At 58.2% G+C, this 17996-nt stretch carries 14 protein-coding genes; 1 reads left to right on the top strand and 13 read right to left on the bottom strand.

What is annotated here, in order from left to right; all coding sequences use genetic code 11:
• Positions 1–35 precede the first annotated feature (35 nt).
• From HMPREF2999_RS01240 to HMPREF2999_RS01220, 5 genes are all read right to left on the bottom strand, one after another.
• Positions 36–1340 carry a hypothetical protein gene (locus HMPREF2999_RS01240; RefSeq protein ID WP_141757025.1) on the bottom strand — a complete coding sequence of 435 codons (1305 nt, stop codon included), beginning with the start codon at positions 1338–1340 and terminating at the stop codon, positions 36–38.
• A 65-nt stretch (positions 1341–1405) separates the two neighbouring features.
• Positions 1406–2542: a 23S rRNA (uracil(747)-C(5))-methyltransferase RlmC gene (gene rlmC, locus HMPREF2999_RS01235; RefSeq protein ID WP_070674581.1), complete on the bottom strand. Its 1137-nt coding sequence runs from the start codon at positions 2540–2542 to the stop codon at positions 1406–1408.
• 207 nt (positions 2543–2749) lie between these two features.
• Complete coding sequence (gene groL / locus HMPREF2999_RS01230; protein ID WP_005504512.1) at positions 2750–4372, bottom strand: chaperonin GroEL; 1623 nt, start codon at positions 4370–4372, stop codon at positions 2750–2752.
• 397 nt (positions 4373–4769) lie between these two features.
• A complete protein-coding gene (locus HMPREF2999_RS01225) occupies positions 4770–5360 on the bottom strand; it encodes a LytR C-terminal domain-containing protein (protein WP_070674578.1) in 591 nt (196 codons plus the stop codon).
• Between the two features lie 261 nt (positions 5361–5621).
• Entirely contained in the window at positions 5622–5945 is a 324-nt protein-coding gene (locus tag HMPREF2999_RS01220) for a DUF3263 domain-containing protein (protein WP_070633685.1), read from the bottom strand.
• Positions 5946–6114: 169 nt separating this feature from the next.
• Here HMPREF2999_RS01220 and HMPREF2999_RS01215 point away from each other — a divergent pair, with 169 nt between their 5' ends.
• A complete protein-coding gene (locus HMPREF2999_RS01215) occupies positions 6115–6786 on the top strand; it encodes a uracil-DNA glycosylase (RefSeq protein ID WP_070642327.1) in 672 nt (223 codons plus the stop codon).
• 152 nt (positions 6787–6938) lie between these two features.
• Here HMPREF2999_RS01215 and HMPREF2999_RS01210 read toward each other — a convergent pair whose 3' ends face one another.
• The 8 genes from HMPREF2999_RS01210 to HMPREF2999_RS01175 form a co-directional block, all read right to left on the bottom strand.
• The gene (locus HMPREF2999_RS01210) at positions 6939–9077 is read right to left on the bottom strand and encodes a threonine/serine exporter family protein (protein ID WP_070674575.1); all 2139 of its coding nucleotides are present in this window, start codon (positions 9075–9077) and stop codon (positions 6939–6941) included.
• Positions 9078–9493: 416 nt separating this feature from the next.
• Positions 9494–9772, bottom strand: coding sequence for an HPr family phosphocarrier protein (locus HMPREF2999_RS01205; protein ID WP_005504506.1), 279 nt, complete (start codon positions 9770–9772; stop codon positions 9494–9496).
• 234 nt (positions 9773–10006) lie between these two features.
• A complete protein-coding gene (ptsP, locus tag HMPREF2999_RS01200; RefSeq protein WP_005504505.1) occupies positions 10007–11701 on the bottom strand; it encodes a phosphoenolpyruvate--protein phosphotransferase in 1695 nt (564 codons plus the stop codon).
• Between the two features lie 100 nt (positions 11702–11801).
• Positions 11802–13805: a PTS fructose transporter subunit IIABC gene (locus tag HMPREF2999_RS01195; protein ID WP_070674572.1), complete on the bottom strand. Its 2004-nt coding sequence runs from the start codon at positions 13803–13805 to the stop codon at positions 11802–11804.
• A 179-nt stretch (positions 13806–13984) separates the two neighbouring features.
• A complete protein-coding gene (locus HMPREF2999_RS01190) occupies positions 13985–14935 on the bottom strand; it encodes a 1-phosphofructokinase family hexose kinase (protein WP_005508167.1) in 951 nt (316 codons plus the stop codon).
• A complete protein-coding gene (locus HMPREF2999_RS01185; protein ID WP_049353963.1) occupies positions 14935–15726 on the bottom strand; it encodes a DeoR/GlpR family DNA-binding transcription regulator in 792 nt (263 codons plus the stop codon). Before HMPREF2999_RS01185 ends, HMPREF2999_RS01190 begins: the two co-directional genes overlap by 1 nt.
• A gap of 400 nt (positions 15727–16126) precedes the next feature.
• On the bottom strand, positions 16127–16591 hold the full coding sequence (locus HMPREF2999_RS01180) for a VanZ family protein (protein ID WP_070674569.1): 465 nt from the start codon (positions 16589–16591) through the stop codon (positions 16127–16129).
• Complete coding sequence (locus HMPREF2999_RS01175) at positions 16581–17870, bottom strand: histidine phosphatase family protein (RefSeq protein ID WP_070674566.1); 1290 nt, start codon at positions 17868–17870, stop codon at positions 16581–16583. The genes HMPREF2999_RS01180 and HMPREF2999_RS01175 overlap by 11 nt, the downstream gene beginning before the upstream one ends.
• Between the last annotated feature and the right edge of the window lie 126 nt (positions 17871–17996).

Below are 17996 nucleotides of genomic sequence, written 5' to 3'. Positions count from 1 at the left end.
TGAATGACATTTTCCATCTGAGGTCAGGTGTCTCGCTACTTTTCCTTTTGAAGAACCCTTACAAGAACTTTCTCAGTCCTTGACGAGTAAAGGTACTTCCTAATGGCATCACTTCCACGCTTCAATACGTATATTCTTTTAAGGTTTGCATATATCTCCCGTGCTAAATCATCACGTGAATCTTTTCTTCTTGCATCTAATATTTCTTCCGTAGCTTCTTGCAAGAATCGGGATCTTCTGGACATATCATCAACCATTCCAGAACGCGTATAAAGTATACGATTAATAATCTTTGGATCGCCCAGGAGTATCAAATCAATATAAAAGCGCCAAATATCATGTTTTTGTACCGCAATCAACCAAGAATATTCAATTAATCTATCCTCCCGTAATCTATTAACAATTTGCGAAATGTCTTCCACTCCATCAATATCTTGAAATCCATAATTATCGATTCTAGAAATTCCATAAGAATAACCTTTTTTAACTGACGAGTAGTTTGAAAAAACCTTCTTCAATCTCAACTCAACTATATGCTCCTGATTCAAAATAGCACAGTTATAGTTTTCTGATATTCTATACAGGTTCTGATCAATCCACGCCATTAATTCTTCATACAGTAGAACAGATTCCTCAAGGCGCTTATTACCCTCCTTACTTACAATCTTCCGAATATCTCTTTTTTGACTATAGAAATAAAAGAAGAAAATAGTTGGTAGCAATGTGATTATAGTAAGTGCAAGGGGCAGACTCGAGAAAATCCCAGCCACATCCAGCTTAAGGTTCAGGAAATTTTCCACAATATCTTTACCTGTAATCTTAATTGGATTATTTACCCCCAGGGATAGATAGATATGAATCGAAAGTAAAAATATAGTCAAGACCAGCATATCTTTAACTATATTTCTTAACCATGAAGGAAGCACTTTTCCATGCAGGCCATTCCAAACTTCATTCCCACCTCCAGTAGCGATAGGCAACCACCACAGCCTCAAAAATCGATACAACTTATCCCAGCGATATGTAATTCTCACTCTCCACAGAGCAATTTCAGTACGACCTTTAAGAATCATCTTCCAGGAATTACTGTCAAAAATATAAAAAAACAATGTATCCAAACCAACTAGAATAAGTTCATACAATCCTAGAGATATAAATAAAATAGACAGGGGCTGCAATAGAGGTAGCATAAATTCAAATAAAGAGGAATTACTAGAATTCATTCCAAGACTGGATATAATATTAGACCAAGCTAATTCTACATTTCCCAAAAATAGACTTAAAACAAGCAATAATATACCCACAGGTATAGCCAGCCTAACAACTCTTGGAAATCTCATTTAGATTATTCATCCCCCGAACTTTATTATGATTACATTACTCGTCTATCAAAATTTTTTTAATATCATAGTTGCCGCTGCAGCAGCACCATGACCTCGTAGTGGTCCGTATGCGGGAACATGTCCAGCACGCGGCCCTGCACCGGCGCATACGAAGGCATGCGCTCCAGGTCCTTCGCCAAAGTCACCGCATTACAGCTCGAATACACCACACGGTCAATACCCGAACCCTCAATCCACGCGCACAAGCTCTCACCAATGCCGCGGCGCGGCGGATTCACCACCAGCATCTGCGGCACCGTGCCCGAAGACACCGCGAACTCCGGCGCATCCTGAGCCGAAAAGTCCACACCCTCCAGGCCGTACTCAGCCACCGTGCGCTGCGCCGAAGCGACTGCCTCCGCGCTAATCTCAATACCCGTCACCGAGCCGCCGCCCATCACCGAAGCGGCATGCAGAGCAAAACCACCCACACCGCAGTACAGGTCCCACAGCGAGCGCGGAGCCACCTCACGCACCCACTCGCGGCCCTGCGCGTACATCGCCTCAGCGACCTTCGTGTTCGTCTGGAAGAAGCTCTGCGGACGCAAATGCAGGGTCAGGTCATTCACCTGCATCGGCAGGGTCTGACGCTCCGAAAGGATAATCTCCTCATCACCCTCAACGCGCGCCACCGGCTCACGCAGCAGGTTCACCGACAGCACCGCCAGGTTCGGCAACCGCTCCTGTAGCCAGTCCATCTGGCGGCGAATCGGCACCAGCAGCTTCTTCGAACGCAGCACGAAACGCACCATCAGCTCACCCGCCGCCGAAGCAGTCACCAGAATATTCTTCAGCTCACCGCGACGATTCGGAATGTCATAAGGGGTCAGGTTCGCGCGCTGAATCAGCTCACGCAGCACCGGAATAGCCGCCTGAATCGGCTCCATATAGAGCGGGCATTCGCCAAGATCAGTGGAGGCGCCCGTACGGTAATCCACGATGCCGAGGGTCGGGTTCTTCGCCGAACCGCCCACCACGAGCTTCGCCTTGTTGCGGAAGCCGGCCTCCGCGCTGGTCACCGGGTCCAGCCACTGCAGCTGAGGGTGGGCGGCAAGCAGGGCGCGGGCATGCTCCTGCTTCGCCTGCACCTGCGCGGTGTAGGCGGTCTCAATGCTGGGGCAGGAGGAGCAGAGGTCATCACGAAAATAGGCGCATTCCATAAGGAGCCATTCTACCGCCTCCACCGGCGGGACAGGACGCGTGGGCACACAAAAGCGGGGGCAGCCACCCTTTGTGGGTAGCCGCCCCCGCCTCATACGGATGCGTGGACCTGCGCCGGTTTGGGTACCAGCGTTAGGTCACCACCGGGTCACGCTTCGCGTGCCACGGATTCCGTAGAAATTTACCCCATCAGGGATAAATTTCTACTACATCATGCCTGCCATGCCGTCCGCACCGGGAGCAGCCGCACCAGCGGGCTCCGGCTTGTTCGCAACAACAGCCTCAGTGGTCAGGAACAGACCAGCAATAGACGCAGCGTTCTGCAGAGCCGAACGGGTCACCTTCACCGGGTCAGCAATACCGGCAGCCATCAGGTCCTCGTACTCGCCGGTTGCAGCGTTCAGGCCGGTACCAGCAGGCAGGGAACGAACGCGATCAACCACAACGCCCGGCTCCAGGCCAGCGTTAGCAGCGATCTGCTTCAGCGGTGCGTCGATAGCCACGCGCACAATGTTCGCACCGGTAGCCTCGTCACCGGTCAGCTCCAGCTTGTCGAAGACCTTCACGCCAGCCTGAATCAGAGCAACGCCACCACCGGGGACGATACCCTCCTCAACAGCAGCCTTAGCGTTACGCACAGCATCCTCAATGCGGTGCTTACGTTCCTTCAGCTCAACCTCAGTTGCGGCACCAGCCTTCAGCACAGCAACGCCACCGGCGAGCTTAGCCAGGCGCTCCTGCAGCTTCTCACGGTCGTAGTCAGAGTCGGAGTTAGCGATCTCTGCGCGAATCTGAGCAACGCGACCCTCGATAGCCGCTGCGTCGCCTGCACCCTCGATGATGGTGGTCTCGTCCTTGGTCACAACGACCTTGCGGGCGGAACCGAGCATGTCCAGGGTTGCTGCGTCCAGGGACAGGCCAACCTCTTCGGTAATGACCTGGCCACCGGTCAGGATAGCGATATCAGCCATCTGAGCCTTACGGCGGTCACCGAAGCCCGGAGCCTTCACAGCAACAGACTTGATGGAGCCGCGCATCTTGTTCAGCACCAGCAGAGCCAGAGCCTCACCCTCAACGTCCTCAGCAACGATCAGCAGCGGCTTGCCGGACTGCATGACCTTCTCCAGGACGGGAACGAGGTCCTTAACGTTCGAAATCTTCTGGTTCACAACCAGGATGTAGGGGTCCTCCAGGACTGCTTCCTGACGCTCCGGGTCGGTCACAAAGTAACCCGACAGGAAGCCCTTGTCGAAGCGCATACCCTCAGTCAGTTCGAGGTGCAGACCGAAAGTGTTGGAGTCCTCAACGGTGATGACGCCTTCCTTGCCGACCTTCTCCATTGCCTCAGCAATGAGCTTGCCGATCTCAGCGTCGCCAGCGGAAATAGACGCGGTTGCAGCGATCTCTTCCTCGGTCTCAACTTCCTTCGCGGAGGAGAGCAGAGCCTCGGTCACAGCCTCAACAGCCTTCTCAATGCCGCGCTTGAGGCTCAGCGGGTCAGCGCCAGCAGCCACGTTGCGCAGGCCCTCGCGGACCAGTGCCTGAGCCAGAACGGTAGCGGTGGTGGTACCGTCACCTGCGATGTCGTCAGTCTTCTTAGCAACTTCCTTGACGAGCTCCGCACCAATCTTCTCGTACGGATCCTCCAGCTCGATTTCCTTCGCGATCGAGACACCGTCGTTGGTGATGGTGGGGGCGCCCCACGCCTTCTCCAGCACAACGTTGCGGCCGCGGGGGCCGAGGGTCACCTTCACTGCATCGGCGAGGGTGTTCAAACCGCGCTCAAGGCCGCGGCGTGCCTCTTCGTCAAAAGCAATGAGCTTTGCCATAAGTGTCCTCCTGGACGATCGGATTTTTTCCTTCACCCCTGCGGGTGCGGTACATCTAAAATCGGGTGGTTGCCCCTCCACAGCGCCCCCGTTACGGAGGCGCGGGCAGAGTAGGGCATAAAACACCCGAACGCTACATCAATTGTGGCACCCGCACCGGCATGGAGCAAACGTTTAAGCCCAAGGTTGAAGGGTTAATCGCCCAGTGCTTAATCTGCGCTCATCAACCCCGTCAAAAGGGGCGTTACCGGTGTGCCCGCCGGGAGTGCGGGAGGGGTGTTAAAAGCATCAACCCCACCCGGCGCATTAGTGGAATTGCGCGGATGGGGTTGAGTAGAAGTCACTATGGTTGAAACAGCTGGCGCGGGCTTAGACTCACCCCGGCAACCGCCTGAACCTATTCCGCGGCAGTAGCGGAGCCGGTGTAATCCGACGACAGAATCACGATAACCTCGTGGTTGCCCATCTCAACGTTGGCGGTCGCCTGACGCACCTGCGAAATGTCCAGCTTCGAGGCGATGCTCTGCGCCTGCGACTGGTAGCCCTCAGCGTAGTAGACCACGCTGGTTGCCGGTGCCGCACCCGTGTAGTTTGCCGTCTCGTTGATGGTGTAGCCGGTCAGCAGAGCCGCCGCACGAGATGCACTACCCGCCGGAGCCGCCGCATTGTAGACCGCCACAGAGATGGACTCAGCCAGACCGGTCTTCGTAGCACTTGCCGAGGCGGAAGCCTTAGCCGGCGCAGAGGACGCAGAGGCGCTTGCGGGGGCGGAGCTACTCTTCGCGGTGGACGCCGAATACTGCGGGGAGGCGGTGCGCGGCGCGTACACGTACATTGCGCCGCCGATGAGCAGACCAACTACGCCTGCAGCTACCAGGGGGATAGCGCCCTTGGGGCTCTTTGCCGGGTCAGCGTTGACCGCGCGGTAGGTTCCGCGGCGGGCGGTGTTTTCGTCTACCTCGTCAAATTCGTCGCGGGGGTAGCTCATTTATCCTCATTTCACGGGTCTCTGTTTACCGGCTGGTACCGTACCGCCCTACCGGGCGCGCGGGCGCGGCTGCGGAAGGTGCGGTCTTGGTGTTCTAGTACCTAGAGTACCGTCTCAACTAGCGAGAACCAACGTGAACGCCCCGCAACCGGCTGTGAAAGAGACGGACACCGCACAGTGTTCAATCTCTGGTTGAACTTGAGGTGCGCAGGGCTAAAAGCAGGAGTTGGAAAGCTCGCACGGCTCTCCCAGTTTGAGCCCCTAGTCAGTGTCTCGGCGGGCGCGCAGAACGTCGATTATCTGCGGCGCTGCGGCGCGTACCCGCTCATCGTCCAGCATCACGTTCAGGCGCTGGTAGTAGGCAATGGGCGTGAATCCGGCGGCGATAATCGCCTTCTCTTTGGAGCCCTGGTGCTTGAAGCGGCGGCGCTCCACCTCAAGGATGCGGCGCTCCACCGGGGTCAGGCCACCGGGTTGGCTCCCTACTTCCGGCTGGTTCTGTGCTTCCGGCTGGTTCTGTGCTTCCGGCTGGGTCTGCTGTTCCGGCTGGGTCTGCGCGGTTTCAGCTCGTTCCCGTTCTGACACGTTCCCTCCTGTCTGCAGCTCGCCTGCCGCGGCTGGCGTCTCCTAGCGCGTGTATCCGTCATCCCCTAGTCTAGAAGAGAAACTCAGTCTAGAGGAGAAACGTTCATCCCGCGCCCGGTTCCGTCACCGTCCGGGTCGCATCAGCATCAGGAGATTCCCGAGGAGATTCATGAACCAGCCCCTCAGCAGCATTATGAGCGAGGATTGGGCGGCAGCACTCGCCCCCGTCGAAGAGCAGATTCACGCCATGGGCGCTTTCCTGCGTGAAGAGCACGCGGCGGGGTACCGTACTTTCCCGCCTGCCGCCGATATTTTCAATGCGTTCCGCCGCCCGATGAGCCAGGTGAAGGTCCTCATTATTGGCCAGGACCCCTACCCTACTCCGGGCAATGCGATGGGTCTGTCGTTCTCGGTGCACCGCGGTATGCCGTTGCCTCGTTCACTGAACAATATTTACAAGGAGCTGCAGGACGATTTGGGTATCGCCCCGGCTGATCACGGCGACCTGTCCTGTTGGGCTGATGAGGGCGTCATGCTGCTCAACAGGGTTTTGACGGTGCGCGAGTCTGATGCGGGTTCGCACCGCGGCAAGGGTTGGGAGGAGATTACCGAGTGCGCTATCCGTGCACTGGTGGCGCGTAACCAGCCGCTGGTGGGTCTGCTGTGGGGTGCGGATGCGCGCAAGTGCGCACCCATGTTGCAGCCGTACCCGAGCGTGGAGTCGGCGCATCCTTCGCCGCTATCTGCTCGTCGTGGTTTCTTTGGGTCGCGCCCGTTTTCGACGGTGAATTCTTTGCTGGTACAGCAGGGCGCGGAGCCGGTGGATTGGACGGTTCGCTAGGACGGTCCGCTAGGCGCAACATAAGAGCCAGTATGAGAGCTGGCGCAATAGGCATAGTGAAGGGGCGGTAGCTTGTGAGTTCACCTCGCAGGCTACCGCCCCCTCCCAACATCCAATATATGCAATATCGGCTATATACCCTTGAAAAACGGCTAAGAATCAGCCGGTTCCACATTTCGCGGAGTCGTAAAACGCTGTAGCGCATACTGCATCGTGTAATTACCCAACGCAACACCCGAAGCCATCGCCACCACAATCGAAACCGCCGTAATCATATTCTGCATACCCAGAATCACGTCCGTCTCAACCGTCAACAAATACATGCCGCGGAAGAACGACAGACCCGGCAGCAAGAACGTAATCGCAGGAATCGAGAAAATAGCCTGGGGCACATGCAGACGGTACGCAAAATATGTGCTCAACGCACCAATCACAACCGCCGCACACGCCGTCGGACCGCGACCAGTACTCGGGCCAGCAAGCAGCTCATAACCGTAATACGCCGCCAGACCGCAGCCCGTAATGACCATCAGCCACCCGACCTTCACCAGCTTCGTCTGCAAGGTAATCGCAAAGGTCGCAATCGCCACCAGGAAGAAGAACGACGCCACCAGCGGGGTCGTCGGCTCAAAACGCAGCTGCTCAATATCCAGGGTCGGGCCGTTGAAAATATTGATCGCACTCACCGCGGTCGCAATACCAACCACCAGCCCCAAGAAGCTCATGCCCGTAGACACGAAACGACCCGCAGCCGTCACCGGGAAGCCATTAATCGCGTCCTGCACGGCACCCACCAGACGCGGCGTTGGCAAGAACATAATCATGCCCGCAGCCACCACCAGAGGCGCCGAAATCGCCTCCCCCTGACGCTGCAACACCGAAAGAATGGATCCCTCACCGCCCAGCCAAATCGCCAAGAAGGTCATCAGACCGGCACTAGCAGCCATACGGAAGAACGCCGGAATACCAATCGAACTCAACCACTGAATCAGCAGGTACACGGGAATAAAAATAATCGCCGCGCTCAACGCCGTCGCAAAGCTTGCACCCAGCGCCGCCGTCAGGGTTCCGGCACACGCCAGGTTCGCCAACCACACTACCAGAGGCGGGAACGGCTTGGGCCGGTGCGTAATCTGGTTCAGCTTCAAATCGGCGATTTCTAGAGTCATACCGCCCCGAGTGATCTTATAAATCAGGCCGTACACCTCAGAAAGCGCCTCGTAGTTCTCCGTAGAGGAACGCACCACACGCACCAGGGTATGGGTAAAGCGCTCGTCAGCGTTCGCATTGCGCTTGGCGATGCGGGATTCCATGTAAATATCGGGGTCCGACGTGTAGTTGATGGTCACCGACTGGTTCGTAATGTCGACTTCCACCGAGTCCAGCCCGTACGCCGAAGACACCGCAATAATCGCCGAGTCCACGTCCATTGCGTCCGCACCGTAGTGGAACATCGCCTCCGCCAGGCGCAGAGTGAAGTTCAGGGTATCGCGGGCGTACTCCTTCTCACGGCGGAACGCCTCACGGCGCTCATGCTCGTCAGACCGGATAGTCGGCACGAACTGGCGCTGCGCAATGCGCTGGGCACCGCGCGGGGCGGCGGGTGCCGCCTCCTCAGTGCGCACAAAGGAGCGGAAGCGACGCGAACCCCAGCGACCACCGCTACCGCGCCCAAATAAGCCGCGAGAGCCGCCCTCAACCAGCGGTACGGAGGTGGTGGGCATCGAGACAGGCCCGGTCTTCGGCATTGCGGTAGGATCCGCGCCGAAGCGGCGGGCTGCGTGAGAGTTGGGCACCTGCGGAATCATGCCGGTCATGGGCACCGGCTGGGAGGGGCGAGTCAGCGCCGCCTCAGTTACCAAGTTGCTGGATGTGACGGGGTTAGGGTCCTCACGGTACGCATCCAGGTCGTCATCAGGCACGAGGGAGGGGTCAATGACGGTACGCGCGCCGTGGCCGTTAGGGGTCAGTTCGGGGTCACTGGTGAGCTCAACTGGCTCCTGCGCGGTGATACCCATATCCACTGCGGCTTCCTGCAGTACATCACTGACAGCTTCTGCAGCGACGGTGCCCTCCTGGCTTGTCGCGGAGGCGGCATGCTGAGCCAGCACGCGGCGCAATTTCTCGTCGGTGACCTGGTCTAGTGAAACCAGGGGAAAACCGCGTTTACCGGCGATGTAGCCAGCGGTGGTATTCTGCTCGCTTCCTTCCGTTGCGGCAGTGTTTGCTTCGCCTGCATGCGAAGCTTCCCGCGATGTGGGGGTCGCGGGGGTGTTCCTCGATTCTGCCAATGTCCCTCCCAGATAGACAGTGCCTTTTTAGTCTAACAAGGGCACGATTCTGCGGTAGCACTGGAGAGCAGAAATATCACTTTTCTGCCCGGTGATTTTGTGAGCAAAAGCGCTCTGCGGAACTTACGGCAGTAAGGTTCATTGATATGAAGAGAAATCCAGGTCATTACTGCACAGAAGATATTTTGGGAGATATTTCTAGAGCTATTTTCGAGGAAAAATAAAGGTTATATATACATTAAGATTTGCAGAGAAATATCCCCCATCTACCCCCACTCACACCTCAATAAAAGATGAATTATTCATAACAAAAAAATATCCCGCCACCGAAGTGACGGGATATTCACGCTTTAAGGCTGTAGCCTTCACAGCATCCGAAGCGCACCGCTCGGGGTCACTTCAGAGGCGAAAGTCAATTACTCAGCGTCGTGGTCGGTCTCGAGGATCTTAACCAGCGAGTCCAGAGCCTCTTCAGCACCTTCACCCTCAGCGCGCAGGACAACAACGTCGCCGTGCTTTGCACCCAGGGACATCAGGGACAGAATCGATGCAGCGTCCATAGCCTCATCTGCGGGCTCACCCTTAGCAGCGATGGTCACCTCAACGGGGAGGTCGCCAGCTGCCTCAGCGAAGATAGCTGCCGGACGTGCGTGCAGGCCAACACGGCTTGCAATAGTGGCTTCGCGCTCTGCCATTATGTTTCTCCTTTGATCAAGGAACCGAAAATATATCAGTACCTATTCTAAATGAACGGGGCGCTTCAGGACCCGCCCTTACTCTATAAATTGTACCGTTCAGCCATACGCTAACAAGTACCAAAAATGCCGGATGCAGAAATAAAACTCTACACCCGGCATTTTTATGGACTCAGGCACCGCCCAGCACACCCCATCAAGGAGCGGCAGGCAACACCGAAATCGTTTTAAGGCTTAGAGGCCCAGCTCATCCAGAATCGGCAGAGCCTTGCGTGCGCTCTCCTTCGCCTCAGCAGAAGAAATCTGCTGCAGAGCGATAGCCGCAATCTGCTGTGCCTTCTCCTTGGTCACAGACTTCAGAACCGCAGCCACAGCGGGGATAGCGCCAGCGTTCATGGACAGGGTGTCAACACCCAGACCAATCAGAACAACAGCCAGAGCCGGGTCAGCCGCAGCCTCACCACAGACGCTCACGTACTTCTTCTTACCCGCGGTGACCGATGCACGCTGAGCACCCTCAACGGTCATCTTAATCATCTTCAGCACTGCAGGCTGCCAGGGGTTGTTCAGGTGTGCCAGGTCGCCCAGCAGACGGTCAGCCGCCATGGTGTACTGGGTCAGGTCGTTGGTACCAATGGACACGAAGTCGACCTCGCCCAGGATTGCCTCAGCGTTCATCACAGCTGCGGGGGTCTCAACCATCACACCGTGAACGGGCAGGCCGATCTCCTTGAGCATGTTCGCGAAGTTGCGTGCCTCGGAGGTGGTCGAAATCATCGGAGCCATAACCCAGATGTCAGCGTCGGAGTCCTCAGAAGCAGCCTTGATAGCCTCCAGCTGGCGGGTCAGAACGCCCGGAACGGTCCAGTCGGTACGGAAACCGCGAACACCCAGTGCGGGGTTCTCTTCGGGGTTCACGTTCAGGAACGGCAGGGGCTTGTCAGCGCCAGCGTCCAGGGTACGAACCACAATGTGCTTGCCGGGGAATGCGTCAAACACGGACTTGTAGGTCTTAGCCTGAGTCTCGATAGAAGGCTCAGAGTCGTGGCCCAGGAAGCCGAACTCGGTGCGCAGCAGGCCAACACCCTCAGCCTTCAGGCTTGCAGCCTTCTCAGCGGACTTGCCGTCACCAACGTTTGCGTACAGCTCAACGCGGGTGCCGTCAGCCAGCACACCCTGACCGTCGAAGTCAGCGACGGGCTTACGGTTTGCGTACTTGATTGCTGCCTCACGGTCAGCGTCAGTCGGCTCGGTATCAACGATGCCTTCGTTGGATTCCACGTAGACGACGGTGCCGTCAGCAATCTCGGTCACGCCCTTAGCCGCCACAATAGCGGGCAGGCCCAGGCCGCGAGCCAGAATAGCGGTGTGTGCCTGGGGGCCACCGTCAGAGGTGATCAGAGCGATAACCTTCTCGGGGTCCAGAGTCGCGGTATCAGCCGGTGCCAAGTCAATAGCAGCCAGGATGAACGGCTCATCAGAAACGGGGATGCCGGGAGCCTGCTGGCCGGTCAGCTCAGCAACGATGCGGGCACGCACGTCGTGGATGTCGGTGACGCGCTCAGCCATGTAGCCACCCAGGGCAGCCATCTGGTCAGCGAAGGAGGTTGCAGCCTCCCAGATTGCGCGCTCGGGCGCCATCTCCTGAGTCTCAACCAGCTTAATAGCGCTCTTAATCAGTGCACGGTCGGTAGCCATCTGAGAGGTAGACTTCAGAACAGCCTTGCCGTCACGGCTAGCGTGCTCTGCACGAGCGAGCAGGTCTTCCTTCACGCGGACCGAAGCGTCCTTGATGCGCTGCGCTGCAGCCTCAGCGGTCTCACCGCTCAGACGCAGACCATCCTTGGGTTCCTCGATGGGCTTAGGCATCTGAAGAACGGGGCCAATAACGCGGCCGGCGTATACGCCGACGCCCTTGTAGGTAGTCATAGAGTTCATGTCCTATCTGTGGTTTGTCTACAGTGTAACGTGTTTTTTCACGCTCATGCCTGCAAACAGACGATCAAATGAAGGTGAGGTTATACGGCCTTTACGCGGATGCCTTAGAGCGGGCACCCAGGGACTTCAGCACCACGTACAGCAGCGCCGAAACGACGGTACCGGCAACAACAGCCGCCAGGAACATCAGCGGGTTCTGTGCCAGACCAATAATCCAAATACCACCGTGCGGAGCCGGGGAAGCCACGTGCGCACCCATGGAGATTGCACCGGCGATAGCACCACCAACAATGGTCGAAGGAATCACGCGAACCGGGTCAGCCGAAGCGAAGGGAATAGCACCCTCAGAGATGAAGGATGCACCCAGCAGCCACGCAGCCTTACCGTTCTCACGCTCGTTCTCGTTGAACAGCTTGGGACGCAGGGTGGTTGCCAGAGCCATAGCCAGCGGCGGAACCATACCGGAAATAATGACGGCAGCCATGATTTCCTGGTTCACGGTCGCGCCCGAGGACAAGCCAGCGGTTGCGAAGAGGTAAGCAGCCTTGTTGATGGGGCCACCCAGGTCAGAAGCCATCATGGCACCCAGGATCAGGCCCAGCAGCAGAGCGGAGCCACCAGACATGGAGGTCAGCCAATCCTGCAGGGTGGTCATAACCCACGCCAGGGGCGCACCGAGCAGCAGGTACATTGCCAGGCCGGCAACCAGAGAAGTCACCAGCGGGGTGATGACCACGGGCATCATCGAGCCAAGCCAGCGGGGTAGCTTCAGGGTGCCCAGAGCGTACGCAATCAGACCGGCGAGAATACCGCCAACAATGCCGCCAAGGAAGCCCGCGTTCACCGCAAGAGCCACCGAACCGGCGATGAAGCCCGGAGCAATACCGGGACGCTGAGCCAAACCGTACGCAATGTACGCGGCAAGAGCCGGAACCATCAGGCTCAGACCGAAACCACCGATGGTCTGCAGAACAGCACCCAGGTACAGGGTCCAGTGCACATCACCGAGGTTGAACAGGGTTGCCGAGTCAAGAATCGCCTTGGTGTTCACATCACCAAGGTTCGGCACCGTAATTGCCTCGAAAACGAAGCCCAGGGCGACCAGAATACCGCCGGCAGCAACGAACGGAATCATGTAAGAGATACCGGTCATCACGGCCTTGTAGATGCGCGAGCCCCAAGCGCCTTCGGTAGCGCCTGCGCTATCCTCACCGCTGGATGCGGCAGCGGCAACGCGTGCACCGTTGGGGTTCTCAGCCTCAGCCAGAGCCTCCGCAATCATTTCCTTCGGCTCGTCAATACCGCGCTTGACGGGAGACTCAACGAAGGGCTTACCCGCGAAGCGGTTACGCTCACGCACGTTCACGGACACCGCGAAAATCACGGCGTCTGCGGCGTCAATATCAGCCTGAGTCAGCTTCTCATTACCCGAGGAGCCCTGAGTTTCAACCTTCAGGTCGTAGCCGAGCTCTTCAGCAGCGTACTTGAGGGCGTCCGCAGCCATGTAGGTGTGAGCGATGCCGGTGGGGCATGCGGTCACAGCAACAATCTTCTTCACCGGAGCGGCGGGGGTTTCCTGAGCGGAGGCGGCAGGTGCGGCGGCGGGCGCAGCCTCGGCGGGCTTAGCCTCTGCCTTCTTCTCGCCCACGCCGAGTGCACCGTTGACCAGCTCAACAATCTCTTCGGCCGAGGAGGCTTCGCGCAGGGACGCAGTGAAGCTCTTCTTCATCAGGGAGCGTGCCAGAGTGGACAGCAGCTTCAGGTGAGCCTGGTCAGCACCATCGGGTGCAGCGATGAAGAAAATCAGGTCGGCGGGGCCGTCCTTTGCACCGAAGGAAACTGCCGGGTTGGGGCGTGCCATTGCCAGGGTCGGCTCGGTGACGGCGGCGCTACGGCAGTGCGGAATCGCAATACCGCCGGGGATACCGGTGTCGGTCTTGGATTCGCGTGCCTCGGCAGCCGCGTAGAGCTGCTCGAAGTCGGTAGCGCGTCCGGCATTTACGACTGCCTGGGCGAGCTTGGCAATTACGTCGAATCGGGTCTCGCCGAGGTTCTCATCCAGCAGGACGAGATCTGCGGTGATCAGATCAGACATATTCCCTCCTCGGGTATGTGTTTAGGACGGGGATTCGCTCAGCGGTGCCGGGCTTCTCCCCTATATGAGTTCAAAGTGTGTGCAGTGTGCCTGTGTATATGTGTGTGTACGTATATGTACTGCAACCAGCTTATATTCCCTTCTAAGAATAAAAGCTGGAGTTGCGAAAACAGCCCGAATTAGAGCTGCAGCTGACGAACAGTGACCTTCTCAGGAGTGGTCTGCTCCAGCGAAGGCATGCGAGTACCGGGCAGAGCAGCAGCAGCCGAACCGTGAGCTACCGCCTGAACCAGGCAACCGGGGGCATCCTCACCACGGGTGTGAGCAATCAAGAAACCAGACAGCGACGAGTCACCGGCACCCACAGTGCTACGAACCTGAATCGGCTCATGCACAGCATGCCAGATACCCTGCTCAGTGACCAGCACTGCACCGCCGCCGCCGAGGGTGGCAAGCACGTACTCGATGCCGTCGCCGAGCAGCTTCTGGGCGGTGCGGGCGGTCAGCTCGGGGCTAGCCTCCAGCTCCTCCCAGTTATCGCTACCGGTCAGCTGAGCCAGCTCCTCCGAGTTGGGCTTAATCAGGGTGGGCTTGTGCTCACCGGCGACGGTCGCAATCAGCGGCGCCTCAGAGGTATCAATAGCAATCTTGCCCTCGTAGCCGGAGGCGCGCAGTGCCGCAACCAGCTCGGAGTAGTAGGTCGGTTCCAGACCCGGAGGCAGCGAACCAGCCAAAACCACCCAGTCGGCACCCTTGGAACGCTCAACCACCAGCTCGTCCAGCTTCTGACGTAGTTCAGCATCAAAAACGGTGCCGGGGGCGTTCAGCTTGGTGGTGGTGCCGTCCGGGTCAACCACGGTGATGTTCGAACGAATCGGCTCGCCGGTGGGCAGGTTAGCGAACTCGACGTCCACAGCCTGCAGTGCGGTCAGCACCGGGTCGGTTGCTTCACCGGGCACAATGGCGAGGGTCGGCACACCGGAAACCTGCAGGGCACGCGAAATATTCACGCCCTTGCCGCCGGGATCCTGTACGGCACCGACAGCACGCTGCACGGCACCGTGAGCCAAAGGCGCACCCAGTTCAATGGTGCGGTCCAGGCTGGGGTTTGCAGTCAGAGTAATAATCATTAGGCAATCACAATCTCAACGTTTGCGGCCTCAAGTGCCTGACGGAGGGCACCTTCGGGCTCGCGATCGGTAATGAGGGTGTCAATATCCTCGAATCCAGCGAAGCGGACCAGAGATTCCTGACCGAACTTCGCAGAGTCACAGAGCAAGACCACGCGACGAGCAGACTTGCAGATCGCGGTCTTGACAATGGCTTCGTTCATGCCGGGGGTGGAGATGCCGAAATGCGCTTCAATGCCATTGGCACCGATGAACGCAATGTCGGGGCGCATGGTGCCGAAGTGCTCTGCGGCGCGTGCACCAACAGCAGCCCAGGTCATCTTGCGCAGCTGGCCACCGACCAGCTCGAGGGTGACGCCTTCGGCTTCGGCGAGCTTGACTGCAATGTGCAGTGCATGGGTGATGACGATGCGGTCATTGCCGGTCTTGAGGCTGAAGTTCTCAGCGCCGATGTGGTCGGCGAGAATTTCGATGGTGGAGCCTGCGTCCAGGACGATGGAGCCCGCCTCGGAGTCGCGCAGCATCTGGTATGCCTTGGTGGCGATGCGGCGCTTTTCGGGGGTGTTCATGCCCTGTCGGGAGGAGATGGAGGACTCCAGGGAGGTGGACTGCTCAATGGTGACAGCACCACCGTGGACACGGCGGAGCTTACCTGCTTCTTCCAGTGCGGCGAGGTCACGACGCACGGTCTCCATGGTCACATCGTAACGGCGCGCAAGGTCAGCACCGTTGACACGACGTGCGGAGGCAACAAGCTTTGCAATTTCGGCACGGCGTTCTTCTGCGAACATAAATCTGGTGTTCCTTTGGGCTAGTGGGAGGAAATCTGTGCGTTCTTTTCTGCATTCTGCTCGGCTTTCAGGACCGTGAGAGACATGGTTTCAGCGAACCGACAGAACGCTTTAGGGTAATACTTGATTTTATGTGGGTTTTTGTGGGCAAGTCAATATAAAACGCTGTATTTACCGGAATATTACCCGAATGTTCCCTACAGAAACCACACTATATCGGAGGTCACTGCCTGTTTATGTCTGTTTGACCTAATGAACTGTTGGGTTTTCCCGCTCCCCCACCATCCCCATAGTGTCCAACACCTACACGGCGCCCTCACAGGGTAAAAAGTGGAGGCGCCAGCTCCGAAAATCCTCAGCGAGAACCCTCGAAACCAGCGCCTCCACCGGGCACAGAACCTTACTTACCTTGACGCTCGCGACGCACGCGACGCCAACGATGCACACCCAAAGCACCCGCTGCGCCCAGCAGGGCACCGGAACCGTTCATCAGCACATCCACCGGGTCGCCGGTACGATCAGGCATGAAACTCTGGATCGTCTCAATGCAGGCGCTGACCAAAAATCCCGAGTACAGCACGTGCAGGCGAGCCTTTGGTTTGAGTAGCAGGGCGAAAAGAAAACCGCCCGGAATGAACATGATGACGTTCGAAAGCTGCTCAATGCTCGAATAGGTAATGAACGCAGGCAGCCACCCCTCGGCGTGGCCGGTATCCAGTAGCTGCGCCAGGCGGCCGCCCATCTCGTTATCGTCCACGTGCACGGGGGCGAACACGATACTCGCCACCACCGCGCAGTACAGTGCCGTGACGGGCCAGAGAATCAGTCGCCATACGCGAGCGCCAGACCAACCTTTACCAAACAAGGCGACCCACCTCGTCAAACTGTTTGGTCGAGTCCCACGCGAACAGGCCCGGCACGTCAATCGTGAGCGGTTCGGCGTTCGGCACGGTCACGGTCCATTCTTCACCGGCCGCTGCGGAGAGGGCGCGGCGGATAAAGCTGCCGTGGCTGACGGCAATAATCTTCTGTTCGCCCGAGGCTTCAGAGAGTTCACGCACGATATTGCGCAGGGTGCGCACCGCACGAATGTACACGTCACGTTCGGATTCCACGTTCGGGTAGTAGCGTTCCGGGGCACGGCGTTCGGGGGCGGGAATGTCCAGGCCTTCGCCGGCACCGTAGGCGCGTTCCACAAGCTCGGGGTAGGTCTTGTGCACCTGCAGGTCGAAGTGCTCACCGACCAGTTGCGCGGTCTCGTGGGCGCGGGACAGCGGCGAGGACACCAGTACGGTAAACTCCAGACCCATATCGGCGAGCTTCTTGCCGGTGGTGCGTGCCTGCTCGCGGCCGGTGTCATTGAGCGGAATGTCGGTGATACCCTGCATCAGGTTCGCCTTGTTCCAGTCGGTCTGGCCGTGGCGAATCAGGGTGAGGGTCGTGTTCTCGGCGCCCGCCGGTACTTCCTCGGGGCCCAGCTCAGGTTCCAGATGCTGCACGACCAGGCGGTCGATCGCGTCGTCCAGGTACTGCAGGGGCACCTCGGTGAGGGAAGCGTTCACGGGGATCGGGTAGATGCCGTCCTCGTTGAGCAGTTCGGGGTGGCGTTCAGCGACCAGGGCGGTCATGGTCATGGCAATCAGCATGCCGTGCGCGGCGACCACAACAGTCTGACCCTCGTATTCGCGGCGGACGCGGTTCAGCGCCGCGAGGGAGCGGGCGAGGAAGTCCTTCTTCGGCTCCACGTTGTACGCGTTATTGGACTGGCGGGAGGCAAGGATCAGCTCGCGGGTAGCGATCTGTCCTTCCAGGTCGCCAAAGGAACGTTCCTGGAAGCCGTCAACGGCACCGCGGTAGGGTACGCCCAGGCCTTCGGCTACAATTTCGGCGCTTTCTACGGCGCGGGAAAGGGGCGAGGAGACGATAGCGTCCACGGTGGTGCCCTCAGCTGCGGCCTGTTGCAGGGCACCGATAGCGGTGCGGACCTGCTCCCTGCCGGTGTCGTTGAGGGGGATGTCGGTGCCGCCCTGGAAGCGGTGGTCAATGTTCCAGTCGGTCTGGCCGTGGCGTAGGAAGATGATGCGGGTTCCTGCCTCGGGGTCGGCTACCGGAGTGATGATGGGGGTGTTCTGTGCGTCGGTCATCCTTCTAGTATGGCATTGCCCCCGCGCAGTTCAAGGGGGCAAGAGGCGTATTCTCTCATGAAGCGCACTCATACCGCGGTATGAGCTGCGGGGTGGTTGAGCGCCCGGTCGGGCGAATTTTTTCAG

The sequence above is a fragment of the Rothia sp. HMSC066H02 genome (assembly GCF_001814995.1).
GTDB lineage: Bacteria > Actinomycetota > Actinomycetes > Actinomycetales > Micrococcaceae > Rothia > Rothia mucilaginosa.
This window is presented reverse-complemented; position numbering and strand designations above follow the sequence as displayed.

Excerpts from the sequence above, each read along its gene's own strand:
- HMPREF2999_RS01240 (WP_141757025.1), bottom strand. The coding sequence starts at position 1,340 with ATGAGATTTCCAAGAGTTGTTAGGCTGGCTATACCTGTGGGTATATTA.
- rlmC (WP_070674581.1), bottom strand. The coding sequence starts at position 2,542 with ATGGAATGCGCCTATTTTCGTGATGACCTCTGCTCCTCCTGCCCCAGC.
- groL (WP_005504512.1), bottom strand. The coding sequence starts at position 4,372 with ATGGCAAAGCTCATTGCTTTTGACGAAGAGGCACGCCGCGGCCTTGAG.
- HMPREF2999_RS01225 (WP_070674578.1), bottom strand. The coding sequence starts at position 5,360 with ATGAGCTACCCCCGCGACGAATTTGACGAGGTAGACGAAAACACCGCC.
- HMPREF2999_RS01215 (WP_070642327.1), top strand. The coding sequence starts at position 6,115 with ATGAACCAGCCCCTCAGCAGCATTATGAGCGAGGATTGGGCGGCAGCA.
- HMPREF2999_RS01205 (WP_005504506.1), bottom strand. The coding sequence starts at position 9,772 with ATGGCAGAGCGCGAAGCCACTATTGCAAGCCGTGTTGGCCTGCACGCA.
- ptsP (WP_005504505.1), bottom strand. The coding sequence starts at position 11,701 with ATGACTACCTACAAGGGCGTCGGCGTATACGCCGGCCGCGTTATTGGC.
- HMPREF2999_RS01195 (WP_070674572.1), bottom strand. The coding sequence starts at position 13,805 with ATGTCTGATCTGATCACCGCAGATCTCGTCCTGCTGGATGAGAACCTC.
- HMPREF2999_RS01190 (WP_005508167.1), bottom strand. The coding sequence starts at position 14,935 with ATGATTATTACTCTGACTGCAAACCCCAGCCTGGACCGCACCATTGAA.
- HMPREF2999_RS01185 (WP_049353963.1), bottom strand. The coding sequence starts at position 15,726 with ATGTTCGCAGAAGAACGCCGTGCCGAAATTGCAAAGCTTGTTGCCTCC.
- HMPREF2999_RS01175 (WP_070674566.1), bottom strand. The coding sequence starts at position 17,870 with ATGACCGACGCACAGAACACCCCCATCATCACTCCGGTAGCCGACCCC.